Consider the following 14,795-nt stretch of genomic DNA (forward strand, 5'->3'; position numbering starts at 1 on the left):
TTGTATATATATGTCTACGGCTGATTGTGTCCAAAGAACCCAAGGCTATGCGCATAGCAAGGCCCAGGCACAATGGCGTCCCCCTCAATAACGCGCAATATGCCATGGCTCTCGATTATTTGGAATTCGACTACAGCGAAGATGAAGAAGGCACAGGCACCTGGGATGCCATGGCCAGCGTCAAGGCCGAGCGCGCTCCCGCTCTGGCCGCTGAAATCGAAGCCCTGCTGCGCTGGGCCAGCCAGAAGTTTGTGGGCCGTCAGGGTGCCGTGGAAGATGGCTTTGATTGGGACTACGACCTGCAGGCTCAGGATGATGATGGCAAGCCATTGAACGCACGCTTTGACAAGGCGGCTGGCACGCTGGAGCTGCAGGCATCGGCCACGGGCCGCACCACGGTCAACCTATCGCTTTCTGGCTCCATGCAATTTGGCGATGCGCTGCGCGCAGCCTTCGATCTGGAGAGCTGAAATTCCGGCTTGAAGTCAGCTGAGTGCTGTGCACAATGGAATGCCTGACGCGACCTGCAAAGGCATCTCCATGACCGAGAAACTCTCAGCCCCGTTTGTTTTCGAGCAATTCGTCAAGGCTCCACGCGAGCTGGTCTACGCGGCCTTCACGCAGGCCGAGCACCTGAGTCAGTGGATGCGCCCGCCCGGCATGGTGATGACGCAATGCGAAGTGGATGCACGCGAAGGCGGCAGCTTTCATTACGGCATGCGCGCCGAGGCCATGACCCAGGCCCCGGTCATGTGGGGCAAGTGGACTTTCAGAGAGCTGAAGGCCCCCGAACGCATCGTCGTCGTGGTGCAGTTCAGCGATGCTGCCGGTGGCGTCACACGCCACCCCATGGCGCCGCAATGGCCGCTTTACACCTTGTCGAGCACCACACTGACCGAGGAGGCCGGCGGCACGCGTATCCACCTTGAATGGCGCGCCCTCAATGCCAATGCCATGGAGGAAGCGGTGTTCAACAGCTCGCACGCGAGCATGACCATGGGCTGGAGCGGGAGCATGCAGTTTCTGGCCAGCTATCTGGCCAAGGCTCAGGCGGCGTAGGCCGCCCCTGGGAGCCCAGCTCAGTTGTCCATATCCTGGCGGCGCCTGGGTGCCTCCGCCGCATTCTTGCGGCTGGCCCCGGCACGCCCGGCCTTGCTCCATTGGTAGTCAAAACCGTCGGGGGTCTTGCCGTCTTCCACAGCAGACACGCCCACGGGCCCGACCATATCGCGCAACTCCGACGAAATCACCACATGGGCATTGCGTTCGTCCTTGCGCAGTTGCTGGCACAGGGCCAGCGCCTCGCCCATCTGCGCATCGGAGAAGGCCCGGCATTGCGGCTGCCAGACCGGAGTCTGCCCTTCGGGCTCGGAATTGCGCAGGTAGAAAACAGCAATGCTCATGGTTTGATCTTCACAACAACAGAGCCACGGTTGTAACCCAGACCACAAGCCTGCACGGCGCGCTCACTCTTTGCGCAGCCCCGCATCCAGCGGCTCCCAGCGCCCAGCCACGTTCTTGAGCAAGGTGTTCACGGCGGTCAACCTGCGGTTTCTGACGCTATTGAGGCTGTTCTGGGCGCTGAGCACCGTCGTCTGGGCCGAGAGCACGTTCAGATAGGCCACGATGCCGGCCTGGTACTGGTTGTTGGCCACGGTCAGCGACTTCTGCGCTGCGGCCAGGGCCTCGGTCTGCACCTGCTCCTCCTGCGCCAGATTGACGGCGGCAACCAGGTTGTCCTCCACCTCCTGCAGCGCTGTCAGCACCGTCTGCTTGTAGGTGGCGGCATTCAGGTCCAGCGCGGCACGGGCCGACTCCACGGCCGCCGAGCGCGCTCCACCGTCAAACAGACTCATGGCCAGCGCCGGTCCCAGCGACCAGAACAGATTCGGAGCATTGAGCAGATCGGAGAGCACGGAGTTGCGATAGCCGGCCGATGCCGACAGGGTCAGCGACGGGAAGTAGGCCGCACGCGCCACGCCGATCTGCGCATTGGCCATGGCCACGCGGCGCTCCGCGGCAGCAATGTCGGGGCGCCTCTCCAGCAGAGTGGAGGCCAGCATCTCGGGCACTGCAGGCGGTGTCGGCAGGTGGCCGGTGACCGGCAGGCTGAAGTTGGCCGGAGCCTTGCCCAGCAAGGCCGCCAGCGCATGCTCGTACTGAGCGCGCGTGATGCGGGCTTCCAGCAGGCTGGCCTGCGTGCTCTTGTACTGGGACTGGGCCTGGGCCACATCGGCCGACGACACCACGCCCGCCTGGTAGCGATTTTGCGTGAGCTTCAGGCTTTGCTCATAGGCCTGCAGGCTTTCCTGCAGATACTTCATCTGCGCCTCGGCGGCACGCAGTGAGAAATAGGTCTGGGCCACCGATGCCTGGGCCGACAGACGGGCCGCAGCCAGATCGTCGGCACTGGCCTGGGCCGAAGCCCTGCTGGCGTCCACCGCGCCCGAGAGCTTGCCCCAGAGATCCAGCTCCCAGCTGGCGCTCAGGCCCAGCGAGAAGTTGTTGTTGATGCTGCCGCTGCGCGCCACGTTCTCGCCGTTGGTATTGCTGTAGGTGCCGCCGCCGGTCAAGGCACGCGAGCCGCTGCCCGTGGTGCCGAGCGTGGGCAATTGCGCGGCGCGGCTGCTGGCGACGGCGGCCTGGGCCGAGCGCAGACGGGCCACTGCCTGTTCCACGCTGGGATTGCCCGCGGCTGCCGCTTGCTGCAGCTGATCCAGCGTGCTGTCGCCATACACCGTCCACCACTGGTCGGGCACTGCCGTGGCCGGGCTGCCCCCCGAACTCTGCGCCGGTTGCCAGACGCCGAACTGCGCGGCCTCGGGCGTGGCCTCCTTGAACCGGGCCGGCACCTCCAGCCGGGGCGACTGATAGGCGGGCTGGGTGGAACAGGCTGCCAGCGCCAGCGCCGTGGCAAGCGGCAACAGACGCGGCATCCAGCGGGGCAGCGCCCTGGAAGAATTCTTCATAAAAGTGAGCTTCTTACGCTTACCCTGATTGGGTTTGAAGCCGATCTGATTCAAAAACTGTGCTGGCATATTCATCTCACTTTGCCGCAGCCATGGCAGAGGCCGGGCCGCCGCGCCTTCTGGCCGGACGGCGCGCCCAGAGGCGTAGCACGCTGCGGCGCACACGGTCCAGCAGCACATAGACCACGGGCGTGGTGTAGAGCGTGAGCAACTGGCTCAGCAGCAGGCCGCCCACGATCGCAATGCCCAGGGGCTGGCGCAGCTCGGCACCATCGCCCCGGCCCAGGGCCAGGGGCAGCGCACCGAACAGGGCCGCCATGGTGGTCATCAGTATGGGACGCAGGCGCAGGTGGCAGGCCCGATAGATGGCCTGGGCCGCCGTGGCATGACCGCCTTTCTCGCGCTCCAGCGCGAAGTCGATCATCATGATGGCGTTCTTCTTGACCAGTCCGATCAGCAGGATCACGCCGATGAAGGCGATCAGCGAGAACTCGGTCTTGAACCACATCAGCGCCAGCAGCGCCCCCACACCTGCCGAGGGCAAGGTGGACAGAATCGTCAGCGGGTGAACCAGGTTCTCGTAGAGGATGCCCAGCACCAGATAGATGGTGAGGATGGCTGCGAGAATCAGCAGGGGCTGGCCCGCCAGCGCCTGCTGGAAGGCACCGGCCGAGCCGCTGAAGCTGCCGCGGATGGATACCGGAACGCCCAGCTCCAGCATGGCATTGCGGATCGCGTCATTGGCCTGCGACAGCGAGACATTGGGCGCCAGGTTGTAGCTCACGGTGCTGGCCGGCGTGCCGCTCTGGTGCTGCACGGACAGTGGCGTGGTCGAGGTGGTGATCCTGGCAAAGGCCGTCAGCGGAATCTGCTGGCCCGCGCTGTTGACGAAGAAGAAGCCGCGCAGCGTCTCCGGGCTCTGCAGATACTGGGACGAGGCCGTCATCACCACGCGGTACTGGTTGAGCGGGTTGTAGATCACGCCCACCTGGCGCTGGCCAAAGGCATCGTTGAGCGTGTTGTCGATCTGCGCCACCGTCAGGCCCAGACGCGTGGCCTGGTCGCGGTCTATGACCAGCTTGGTCTGCATGCCGTTGTCCTGCACATCGCTGTTGACATCGGTCAGCTCCGGCAGCGTGGACAGCACCTGACGGATGCGCGGCTCCCACAGGCGCAGCTCGGCCGTATCGTCGGCCTGCAGCGTGTACTGATAGGAGGACATGCTCTGGCGCCCGCCGATGCGCACATCGCTCTGCGTCATCATGAACAGGCGCGCACCGGGTTCGTCCTTGAGCTTTTCACGCAGGCGGTTGATGACCTCGTCGCTGGACACCTTGCGCTCGGCCATGGGCTTGAGCGACATGAACATATTGGCCGCATTGGCCTGACCGCCGCCGGTAAAGCCGGTCACATATTCCACGGCCGGGTCCTGCTGCACCACATCGAGAAAACGCTTGATGCGGCGCTCCATGGCCTGAAAGGACGTGGACTGGTCGGCACGGATGAAGCCCATGACGCGGCCCGTGTCCTCGCTGGGCATGAAGCCCTTGTCTATGGTCTGGTAGAGATGGATGTTGAGGCCGATGACCGCCACCAGACTGAGCAGCACCACGGGCTGGTGGCGCAGCCCCCAGGCCAGGGTGTGACGGTAAAGCGCCGTCACGCGCGCCTCGAAGCGATCCATGGCCAGCGAGACGCGCAGCCAGAAGGCATCCCAGCGGCGCGTGAACGGGCGCCGGGCACGTTCGGCGCGGCGGCGCTCCTCGTCGGCAGGCGTGCGCAGCAAGGCCGCACACATCATGGGCGTGGTGGTCAGCGAGATGATCATGGAAACCAGAATCGCTGCCGACATGACCACGGCGAATTCACGAAAGAAGCGCCCCACGATGCCGGCCATGAACAAAATGGGCACGAACACTGCGATCAGCGACAGACTCATGGAGACCACGGTGAAGCCGATCTCGCGCGCGCCTTCGATGGCCGCCTGCATCGCGGACTTGCCGCGCTCCATGTGGCGCATCACGTTCTCCAGCACCACGATGGCATCGTCCACCACAAAGCCTGCGGCCACCGTCAACGCCATCAGCGAGAGGTTGTCCAGCGTGTAGCCGCACAGGTACATGATGCCGAAGGTGCCCATCAGCGAGGCGGGCACGGCCACGGCCGGAATCAACGTGGCGCGCAGCCGGCGCAGAAAGACGAACACCACCATGATGACCAGCGCTATCGAAATCAGCAGCGCGTTCTGCACCTCCTTGACCGAGGCGCGCAGCGTAGGCGTGCGGTCCGAGATCACCGTGACATCGATGGCCGGGTTGATCGACGCCCTGAGCTGGGGCAGCATGGCGCGCACCTTGTCCACGGCCTGCAGGATGTTGGCGTCGGGCTGCTTGAACACCTGCAGCAGCACGGCGGGCTTGCCATTCATCACGCCGTAGTTGCGAATGTCCTGCACGGAGTCGGTGACATCGGCCACATCGGACAGCCGCACCGCATTGCCGTTGTTCCAGCGCAGGACCAGCGGCGCGTATTCGGCGGCAGTGCGGGCCTGGTCGTTGGTCGCCACCTGCCAGTAGTGGTCTTCACGCTCCACGGCGCCCAGGGGGCGGTTGGCATTGGTGGCGGTGATGGCCGTGCGCACCGCATCCAGCGATACGCCATTGGCGGCCAGACGCACCGGATCCAGCTCCACACGCACGGCCGGCAGCGCACCGCCATTGATCGAAGCCTGGCCCACGCCTTCCACCTGGGCCAGCTTCTGTGCCAGCACCGTGGAGGCCGCGTCATACATCTGGCCGCGCGTGAGGGAGTCCGAAGTCAGCGCCAGAATCATGATGGGCGCGTCGGCCGGGTTGACCTTGCGATAGGTCGGGTTGCCCGGCATGCCCGAAGGCAGCAGCGTGCGCGCCGCATTGATGGCGGCCTGCACGTCATGGGCGGCGCTGTCCACCGTGCGCGTCAGATCGAACTGCAGCGTGATGCGCGTGCTACCCATGCTGGAGCTGGACGTCATCTCGTTGACGCCGGCAATCGCGCCCAGGGCGCGCTCCAGCGGCGTGGCCACGGTGGCCGCCATGGTGTCCGGCGCCGCGCCGGGCAGGCTGGCGGTCACCGAAATCGTCGGATAGTCCACCTGCGGCAGCGGCGCCACAGGCAGCAGAAAATAGGCCACGCCGCCCACCAGGGCCATGCCTATGGTCAGCAGCAGGGTTGCAATGGGCCGGAAGATGAAGGGCGTGGAGATGCTCATGGACGCGCCCCGCTCTGGCCGCCATCGCCTGCCTCGCCCATGACTTCGGCCTCGGAGTGCGGCACCTGCTTGACGGCCGGCAGGCCGCGCCGGGTGCGCCAGCCCTCGGCCCAGTTTTCAAAGGTCAGATAGATCACCGGCGTGGTAAACAGGGTCAGCAGCTGGCTCAGCAGCAGGCCGCCCACCAGGGTCACGCCCAGCGGCTGACGCAGCTCGCTGCCCACGCCGGTTCCCAGCATCATGGGCAGCGCGCTCAGCAGGGCCGCCAGCGTGGTCATGAGAATCGGGCGGAAGCGCAGCAGACAGGCCTGGTAGATGGCGTCGCGCGCGTTCATGCCCTCCTCGCGCTGGGCGTCCAACGCGAAGTCGATCATCATGATGGCGTTCTTCTTGACGATGCCGATCAGCAAGATGATGCCGATGATGGCGATGATGTCCAGATCCAGCCCCGCCACCAGCAAGGCCAGCAGCGCCCCCACGCCCGCCGACGGCAGGGTGGAGAGAATCGTGATCGGGTGAATCGTGCTCTCGTAGAGCACGCCCAGCACGATGTACATGGTGATGATGGCGGCCAGCACCAGCAGCAGGGTATTGGACAACGAGGCCTGGAAGGCCAGCGCCGCACCCTGGAACTGCGAATCCACCGACAGCGGGATCTGCCCTTCGTCGCGCAGCTGCCCGATGACGGCTTGTGCCGCTTCAACCGCATGGCCCAGCGACACGCCGGATGCGGTGTTGAACGAAATCGTAGCCGCAGGCAACTGCCCCACATGGTTGACGGCCAGTGCCATCGGACGCTCGCTCACCGTGGCAATCGAAGACAGCGGCACCGGCGCTCCGTTGCTCGATGCGGCATAGATATTCTGCAAGGCCTCGGGCCCGATCTTGAACTGCGGCGCCACCTCCAGCACCACCCGGTACTGGTTGGATTGCGTGAAGATGGTGGAGATCAGGCGCTGGCCGAAAGCGTTGTAGAGGGCCGAGTCCACCGACGAGACCGTCACGCCGAGGCGGCTGGCCTGGGCCCGGTCGATCTGCACATAGGCCTGACGGCCCTGGTTCTGCAGATCGCTGCTCACATCCAGCAACTGGGGCAGTTGCTGCAGGCGCTCCACCAAAATCCTGGTACTGGCCGTGAGCTGGTTCATGTCCGGCGAGGAAAGCAGCAGCTGGTACTGGGTGCGGGCCTGGCGGTCCTCTATCGTCAGGTCCTGCACGGGCTGGGCATAGAGGCGGATGCCGGGCACAGCCAGGGAGTCTTCGGCCAGTCGATTGAGCACCACGGGCAGGCGGTCGCGCTGGGCATGCGGCTTGAGGTCGATCTGGATGCGGCCGGTATTGAGCGTGGTATTGGTGCCGTCGACACCGATGAACGAGGAGATGGAGGCCACGGCCGGGTCCTTGAGCAAATGCTCGGCCAGCGCCTGCTGGCGCTCTGCCATGGCGGCAAAGGAGATGGACTGGTCGGCCTCGGTGGTCGCGGCAATCGTGCCCGTATCCTGCTCGGGGAAGAAGCCCTTGGGCACGACGAAGTACAGCAGCACCGTGACCAGCAGCGTGGCGATGAACACCAGCCATGTCAGCTTGCTGTGATCCAGCACCCAGGTCAGCATGCGGCCGTATTCGGCAATCACCTTGTCGAAAAAGCGCGCGACCGCAGCGCCGAAGCCCTTGGACTCGGCCTTTTTCTTCTCGGCCTCTGGCTGGTGGCGCAGCAGGCGCGCGCACAGCATGGGGGTGAGCGTGAGCGAAACCACGGCCGAGATCAGAATCGCCACCGTCATGGTGATGGCGAATTCGTGGAACAGACGGCCCACCACATCCCCCATGAACAGCAGCGGAATCAGCACCGCGACCAGGGAGATGGTCAGCGAGATGATGGTGAAGCCGATCTGCTTGGCGCCCTTGAGCGCGGCCTGCATGGGCGGCTCGCCCTTTTCCACATAGCGGGCGATGTTCTCGATCATCACGATGGCGTCGTCCACCACAAAGCCCGTGGCAATGGTCAGGGCCATCAGCGTGAGATTGTTGATGGAAAAGCCTGCCAGATACATGACGCCGAAGGTGCCTATCAGCGACAGCGGCACCGCCACGCTGGGAATCAACGTGGCCGATGCGCTGCGCAGGAACAGGAAGATCACCATCACCACCAGAGCGATGGCCAGGGCCAGCTCGAACTGCATGTCCTTGACCGAGGCGCGAATGGTCACGGTGCGGTCGGTAAGCACCTGCACGTCGATGGAGGCGGGCAGCGTCTCCTTGAGCTGGGGCAGCAGGTTCTTGATGGCATCGACGGTGTCGATCACGTTCGCGCCGGGCTGGCGACGGATATTGAGAATCACGGCCGACTTGGAGCCAGTCTCGGGTGTGCCCGACCAGGCGGCCAGACGCGTGTTCTCGGCGTCGTCCACAGTCTGCGCCACATCGGACAGGCGCACGGGATTGCCGTTCTTGAAGGCGATGATGAGGTTGCGGTACTCGGCCGCCGACTGCATCTGGTCGTTGGCATCGATGGTCGACGCGCGGTTGGGGCCGTCAAAGCTGCCCTTGGCGGTCTTGACGTTGGCCGCCGAGATGGCGGTGCGCACATCGTCCAGGGTCATGCCGAAGCTGGCCAGCGCTGCCGGGTTGGCCTGGATGCGCACGGCCGGACGGCGCGCACCGGCAATGGCCACCAGGCCCACGCCCTTGACCTGGGAGAGCTTGGGCGCCAGGCGGTTCTCCACCAGGTCGTTGATCTTGATGACGGGCAGCGAAGGCGAGCTGATGGCCAGCGTCAGCACCGGCGCATCGGCCGGGTTGACCTTGCTGTAGAGCGGGGGCATGGGCAGATCGCTGGGCAGCAGATTGGTGCCCGCGTTGATGGCGGCCTGCACCTGCTGCTCGGCCACATCCATGGACATATCGAGCGCAAAGCGCAGGCTGATGACCGATGCGCCGCCCGAGCTTGTCGAGGACATCTGGTCCAGGCCCGGCATCTGGCCGAACTGGCGCTCCAGCGGTGCCGTGACGTTGGAGGTCATCACATCGGGGCTGGCCCCCGGATACAAGGTAGTGACCTGAATCGTGGGGTAATCCACCTCGGGCAGGGCCGAGATGGGCAGCAGGCGGTAGGCAAGAATGCCCGAGATCAGCACCGCCACCATCAGCAAGCTGGTGGCGATGGGCCTGAGAATGAAGAGGCGCGAGAGATTCATGATGGCCGCAGGCTCTGGCTATGCTCAGCGCGCCGCGCCGCTGGTCTCAGCCTTGCCGCCTGCTTCGCGCTCGGCGCGCAGCTTCTGGAAGAAAGCGCGGCGCTCTTCGGGCGACAGGGCCTCCAGCTTGGCGCGCTGCTCGGGAGTCAGCTGGGGACGGTCACCCCGGCCCTCGGATCTTTCCGTGCGAGCCTCACCGCCTTCACCACGCTCGGCGCCGGCCTGGGGCCTGGCCTCGTTCCCAGCTGCAGGCTTGGCATCCGGCTTGGCTTCTGCCTTGGGGTCCGGCTTGGAGGGACTGCCCTGCGCCTCGCGCGGCTGATCGCCACGGGCGTCCGTGCCACGCGGTCCCTGGCCGGGACCTGCATTGCCGCCATTGGCACCGCGCTCGGCGCGCAGCTTCTGGAAGAACTCCTTGCGTTCCTCGGGCGTCATCTTGGAGACTTTTTCACGCTGCTCGGGACTGAGGTTGCGCATCATCCCGCGCGGCTGGTTAGCGGCATCCTGCACGGCCTGGTCGACCTTCTTGACTTTTTCCGAGTCCACCACCGTCACCTGAGCACCTTCGCGCAGACGGTCGATGCCGTCGGTCACCACCTTGTCGCCCGGCTCCAGCTCGCCGCGTACGCTGACATAGTCGCCGTCCGTCACCCCCACGGTGATCTTGCGCTGCGTGACCGTGTTGTCGGGCTTGACCAGATAGACGAAATTGTTTTGCACGGCATTCGCGGGCACGACCAGCGCCTGATCGATCTGGCGCAGCTGCAGCTTGACGTTGACGAACTGATTCGCGAACAGCTTGCGCTCGGCGTTGTCGAACGAGGCCTTGGCCTTGACCGTGCCCGTGGTCGTGTCGATGGTGTTGTCCAGCGCATTGAGCTGGCCCTTGGCCAGCATCTGCTTTTGCTCGCGGTCCCAGAGTTCGACGGGCATGAGCTTGCCCTCGCGCAATTGCTGGGCCAGCATACCGACATGGGCCTCGGGGATGGAGAAAACAGCGTCGATGGGGCGAATCTGGGAGATCGTCACCAGTCCGTTGGCATCGGAAGGATTGACCACGTTGCCGAGGTCGGCCTGGCGCAGACCCAGGCGGCCCGAGATGGGAGCCGTGATCCTGGTATAGCTCAGCTGCAGCTTGGCCGCATCGACCTGCCCCTGATCGGCCGCCACCGTGCCCTGCAGCTGGCGCACCAGTGCGGCCTGGGTATCGACCTGCTGGCGGGCAATCGAGTCCTGTGCCTGCAGCTCCTTGTAGCGCTGCAGATCCAGCTGCGCATTCTTGAGCTGGGCCTGATCGCGTGCCAGAGAGCCCTGCACCTGCGCCAGCGAGGCGGCAAAACTGCGCGGGTCGATCTCGGCAAGCAACTGACCGGCCTTGACTTCGTCACCTTCCTTGAAGTGCAGCTTGAGCAGCTCGCCCGAGACCTTGGCACGCACCACAGCCGTGGCACGTGCATTCATGGTGCCGATGGCGCTGACGAGCACGCGCATATCACGCTGCTCCACCACACCTACGCTCACAGGCTGAGCCTGGCTCATGCCACCGGGGCCTCCAGGCCCCATGCGACCATTGCGCCCGGCACGTGCACCGGGCCCGCCCGCTCCCTGTTTAGGAGCTGTAGCCGAAGACGTATCGCCGCTTGCACCTTGCTTTTGCGCATACCACCAATAGCCACCGCCAGCGGCTGTCAGGGCGATCACCACCGTGGCAAGCAGTGCGGGCCGGACCTTGCCCAGCTGTAGAAAATGGCGGTTGGGGTACTGATTGGATGTGCTGGACATGGTTGAGCGCAGGAATTTGGAGCCTGAATTGGCGCCAATGGTATCCAGTTGCAATCAAACCCCGGGTCAGGCAGCGCCGGCTTTGCCAGCATTTACCCCCGCTTTACCTCGGGTTTACCTGCTGAAGTTCCGCATTCGGAGACTTAAACAGTGCTGACTTTCATAGCCGCAATGATCGCCTTGGCAGGCCTCATGCTTGGAAGCAGCTGACACTGCCGTTGTTGCGTCCGCCATGCGGCGCAAGGAATCCGGCTCCTAGGAGAAACCCATATGACCACCGAACGTCTGACCAATCACCCCGAAGAAGCCGCCGTGCGCGTGCCGCTGGAGCTGTACATGCGCGGCCATGCCGAAGACAAGGCCGAGCATATGCGCGCAGCCTTCATGCCCACGGCACGGCTCGAATCCGTGCGTGAAGGCCCTCTGACATCCTGGGACCTGGACTTCTACTGCCAGCGCTTCAAGAACACGCCCGCCGCCGACGAAGCCACCCGTCGCCGCGTCATCGACTCTCTGGACATCGTGGGCACGGCCGCCATGGCCAAGGTAACGCTCTACCATGGTGCCGTGACCTTTACCGACTACTTTGTGCTGCTCAAGACCGAGCAGGGCTGGAAGATTGCCAACAAGGCTTTCCACGCCCAGCCTCAGTAAGGTTTGGCCATCTGCACCCAGCCCCTGGCCTCAGGCTCAGGGGCTTTTTTCATGCACTGGTCAGCGAGTCAGCAGCCAGAGCGCGCCCAGCACGATGACAGCCCCCAGGCCCCAGGCCCAGACGGGGATGCCTGACGATTCGCGCGGCGGCGCCGAGGGCGTAGCGTCCAGCGGGGCGTAGCTGGTGGAGGCCGCGTCGTGCTCCCAGGAGCGTGTATCCAGCTCCTCCGCAACGCCTTCGTCTTCGGGCGGCTCGCTCGGGTAGCGCTGCTGCATCAAGGCTTCGAAGCGTGCAAAGAAGTCCTCCGCCATGCTCTTGGCCGCGCCGTCGATCAGGCGCTGGCCCAACTGGGCAATCTTGCCACCGACCTGGGCCTGAACCTCGTACTGCAGCTCGCAATGCCCTGCATCGGTGGGCGTCAGATCGACCTTGGCCTGGCCCTTGCCAAAGCCGGCCACACCGCCCTGCCCTTCAAAGGCGATCGTGTAGCTCTTGGGCGGCTGCACATCCGACAGCGTGACCCGGCCATTGAACTTAGCCGATACCGGACCGATCTTCACGGACATGATCACGGCATAGGAGCCATCGCCTGCATCCTCGAACTTCTCGCAGCCGGCCAGGCATTGCTGCAAGGTTTGCGGATCGTTGAGCGCCTCCCAGGCCTGCTGCTGGCTCACGGCAAGAGGACGGCTGGCATGCATTTCCATGGTGTTCTCCTTTTCAATCTCGGTGCGGCAGCTGCAGCAGCTTCGCCAGGTGGGCAGCCAGTTGCTGCAATGACTGCAGGTTGTGCACGGCCAGCATGGCATGGCTGTGACGATGCAGCACCTGCGCGCCTTTGGCCAGCGGGGCATACCCGTCAAAGCGCAACAAGGGGTTGAGCCAGACAATGCGCGCACTGTGCCGCGCCAGCCATTGCAGCTCCCGCTCCAACAGCGCACTGTCGCCTGTATCCAGCCCGTCGCTAACCAGCAGCACCAGGGTGCGCCTGCCCACCAGATGGCGCGCTCCCTGCCGGCGCAGCTGTGCCAGGCATTCCCCAAGGCAGGTGCCGCCGCCGAAGTCGTCGATGTCATGATTGAGCTGGGCCAGCATGGCATCGGGGTCGCTGTGGGCAAAAGCCCGGTCCAGCTCCTGCAGGCCGGTTCCCATGCTGTAGACATGGCGGCGCAGCTGCGGATAGCGCCGGGGGCTGGTGGCCTGGTGCAGAAATGCCAGCAGCAGACGCACATAGCGCTCCATGGAGCCCGATACATCGACCAGCGCCAGCCAGGGCATGGGCAGCCGCTTGCGCCTGCGCCATTTGAGTCTTGCCAGCTCGCCGCCCGTGGCTGCCGCAGCCTTCAGGCTGGCGGGCCAGTGCACACGCAGCCCCGAAGCGCGCAGCTCGCTTCTTCGACTGCGATAGCTGGGCAGCGGCAGGCGGATATCGCGCACCAGCTGCTGCACCAGGCGGTACTCGCTGGCACTGAGCTGGTTGAAGTCCGCATGCTGCAGCCTGTGCCGGTCGCTGGCCGACATGGCGGCATCCAGCGCCAGCTCCTCGCTCGCGGGCTTTTGCCGTGCGGCGCGAATCGCCGACAAGGCCTCCTGCACACGCGGCCTGTGACGCGGCCTGGCCGCCTCCGGCGCCCCCGGCAGCAACTGGCTCAGCAACTGCTGGGCCACCTCGGGATTGCGAAAGTAAGCCGCAAACAGCTCGCGAAAGACCGCCAGGTCCTGTTCGCGCGAAACCAGCACGGCTTCCAGTGCGGCGGCCACGTCCTCCCGGCTCATGCCCACCAGCATCAGGCTTTGCTGGGCCAGGGCCAGGCGCTCAGCATCCACCGCCAGCCCCGCGCGGCGCAGCGCGCGGCCAAACCCCAGCAGATTGATGGGCAGCTTGCCGCTGCGCGCGTCCCCCCACCAGCTCACGCTTGCGGGCCGCGCTGGCGACTGCGCCTGCAGCTCAGGCTGTGGCATCGGGCTCCAGCAATTGCTGCAGACGCTCTGGCGTGAGCGCCGCCACGTCTTCGCGCTGCTTGAATAGAATGCCCGCCGTCTCGTGCACCAGCTCGGGGTCTATGACCAGGGTGTCGAGTGCCACCAGCGCCTTGGCCCACTCCACGCTTTCAGCAATGCCGGGCGCGCGCTCGAACGCATCGGCAAACGGGCGGCTGCGCAGCCGGTTCACAAAGCGGGCGATCTGTTCGGTCAACGCGGCCCCGGCTTCGGGCACCTTGGACTGGACAATGGCCAGCTCTCGCTCGCGCTCGGGATAGTCCAGCCAGTGATAGAGGCAGCGGCGCTTGACCGCATCATGCAGATCGCGCGTGCGATTGCTGGTAAGAATGGTGACGGGCGGCACCTGGGCCCTGACGACCCCGAGCTCGGGAATGCTGACCTGGTACTCCCCCAGATACTCGAGCAAAAAGGCCTCGAAAGGCTCGTCGGCCCGGTCCACCTCGTCAATCAGCAGCACCGCGCCGGGCGCGGGGGTCTGCAGGGCCTGCAGCAGAGGACGGCGCACCAGATAGCGCGGCTGATAGACCTCCTGCTCGACAGCCTCCAGCTCCGTCGCACCACGCAGCTCGGCCGCGCGCAGATGCAGCAGCTGCGCCGCGTAATTCCACTCATACAGTGCTTCACGCTGCTCCAGGCCGTCATAGCACTGCAGCCGGATCAGTTGCCGCTCCAGCACCCGGGACAGCGCCTGGGCCAGCGAGGTCTTGCCAACGCCCGGCTCGCCCTCCAGCAGCAGGGGGCGTTGGAGCCTGAGAGCCAGAAACACGGCCGTAGCCAGACGCCGGTCCGCGAAATAGCCAACCTCCTGCAAGGCGGCCAACAGCCCATCCACCGACTCCAAAGCGCGGTTTACTTCAGTATTCATAGCATCCTGCGCTTTACCTATAGGGATAAAACCACTTTCTCTTCAAGAATCACTCCTCTCAAAAAAAACACTG

The 14,795-nt window shown here is 64.9% G+C and carries 11 protein-coding genes; 3 read left to right on the forward strand and 8 right to left on the reverse strand.

The annotated features are described in order from the left end of the window. The first annotated feature begins 104 nt into the window (after positions 1 to 104). A complete protein-coding gene (locus NOX35_RS19265) occupies positions 105 to 470 on the forward strand; it encodes a hypothetical protein (protein WP_256494400.1) in 366 nt (121 codons plus the stop codon). A 70-nt stretch (positions 471 to 540) separates the two neighbouring features. Beyond that, on the forward strand, positions 541 to 1,059 hold the full coding sequence (locus NOX35_RS19270; protein ID WP_182283716.1) for an SRPBCC domain-containing protein: 519 nt from the start codon (positions 541 to 543) through the stop codon (positions 1,057 to 1,059). A gap of 20 nt (positions 1,060 to 1,079) precedes the next feature. Here the strand turns inward: NOX35_RS19270 and NOX35_RS19275 are convergent, their stop codons facing one another. From NOX35_RS19275 to NOX35_RS19295, 5 genes are all read right to left on the reverse strand, one after another. Beyond that, positions 1,080 to 1,403: a hypothetical protein gene (locus NOX35_RS19275; protein WP_182283717.1), complete on the reverse strand. Its 324-nt coding sequence runs from the start codon at positions 1,401 to 1,403 to the stop codon at positions 1,080 to 1,082. A gap of 63 nt (positions 1,404 to 1,466) precedes the next feature. Further along, positions 1,467 to 3,044, reverse strand: coding sequence for an efflux transporter outer membrane subunit (locus NOX35_RS19280; protein WP_182283718.1), 1,578 nt, complete (start codon positions 3,042 to 3,044; stop codon positions 1,467 to 1,469). Between the two features lies 1 nt (position 3,045). Then, positions 3,046 to 6,219 carry an efflux RND transporter permease subunit gene (locus NOX35_RS19285; protein WP_256494402.1) on the reverse strand — a complete coding sequence of 1,058 codons (3,174 nt, stop codon included), beginning with the start codon at positions 6,217 to 6,219 and terminating at the stop codon, positions 3,046 to 3,048. Continuing rightward, the gene (locus tag NOX35_RS19290; protein ID WP_256494404.1) at positions 6,216 to 9,416 is read right to left on the reverse strand and encodes an MdtB/MuxB family multidrug efflux RND transporter permease subunit; all 3,201 of its coding nucleotides are present in this window, start codon (positions 9,414 to 9,416) and stop codon (positions 6,216 to 6,218) included. Before NOX35_RS19290 ends, NOX35_RS19285 begins: the two co-directional genes overlap by 4 nt. Before the next feature lie 24 nt (positions 9,417 to 9,440). Then, positions 9,441 to 11,198, reverse strand: a complete 1,758-nt coding sequence (locus NOX35_RS19295) for an MdtA/MuxA family multidrug efflux RND transporter periplasmic adaptor subunit (RefSeq protein WP_256494406.1) — start codon at positions 11,196 to 11,198, stop codon at positions 9,441 to 9,443. Between the two features lie 270 nt (positions 11,199 to 11,468). Between NOX35_RS19295 and NOX35_RS19300 the strand changes: the two genes are divergently transcribed. Beyond that, complete coding sequence (locus NOX35_RS19300) at positions 11,469 to 11,852, forward strand: nuclear transport factor 2 family protein (protein ID WP_043004737.1); 384 nt, start codon at positions 11,469 to 11,471, stop codon at positions 11,850 to 11,852. Positions 11,853 to 11,912: 60 nt separating this feature from the next. On the opposite strand, the gene NOX35_RS19305 is transcribed toward NOX35_RS19300, so the two are convergent. From NOX35_RS19305 to NOX35_RS19315, 3 genes are read right to left on the reverse strand one after another with little or no spacing between them, the layout of a single operon-like run. Continuing rightward, the gene (locus tag NOX35_RS19305; RefSeq protein WP_182283722.1) at positions 11,913 to 12,560 is read right to left on the reverse strand and encodes a CoxG family protein; all 648 of its coding nucleotides are present in this window, start codon (positions 12,558 to 12,560) and stop codon (positions 11,913 to 11,915) included. Between the two features lie 13 nt (positions 12,561 to 12,573). After that, positions 12,574 to 13,815, reverse strand: coding sequence for a VWA domain-containing protein (locus NOX35_RS19310; protein ID WP_256494409.1), 1,242 nt, complete (start codon positions 13,813 to 13,815; stop codon positions 12,574 to 12,576). Further along, positions 13,802 to 14,722: a MoxR family ATPase gene (locus NOX35_RS19315; protein WP_256494410.1), complete on the reverse strand. Its 921-nt coding sequence runs from the start codon at positions 14,720 to 14,722 to the stop codon at positions 13,802 to 13,804. Before NOX35_RS19315 ends, NOX35_RS19310 begins: the two co-directional genes overlap by 14 nt. Positions 14,723 to 14,795 lie beyond the last annotated feature (73 nt).

The organism is Comamonas sp. C11 (assembly GCF_024496285.1).
GTDB lineage: Bacteria > Pseudomonadota > Gammaproteobacteria > Burkholderiales > Burkholderiaceae_C > Comamonas > Comamonas testosteroni_F.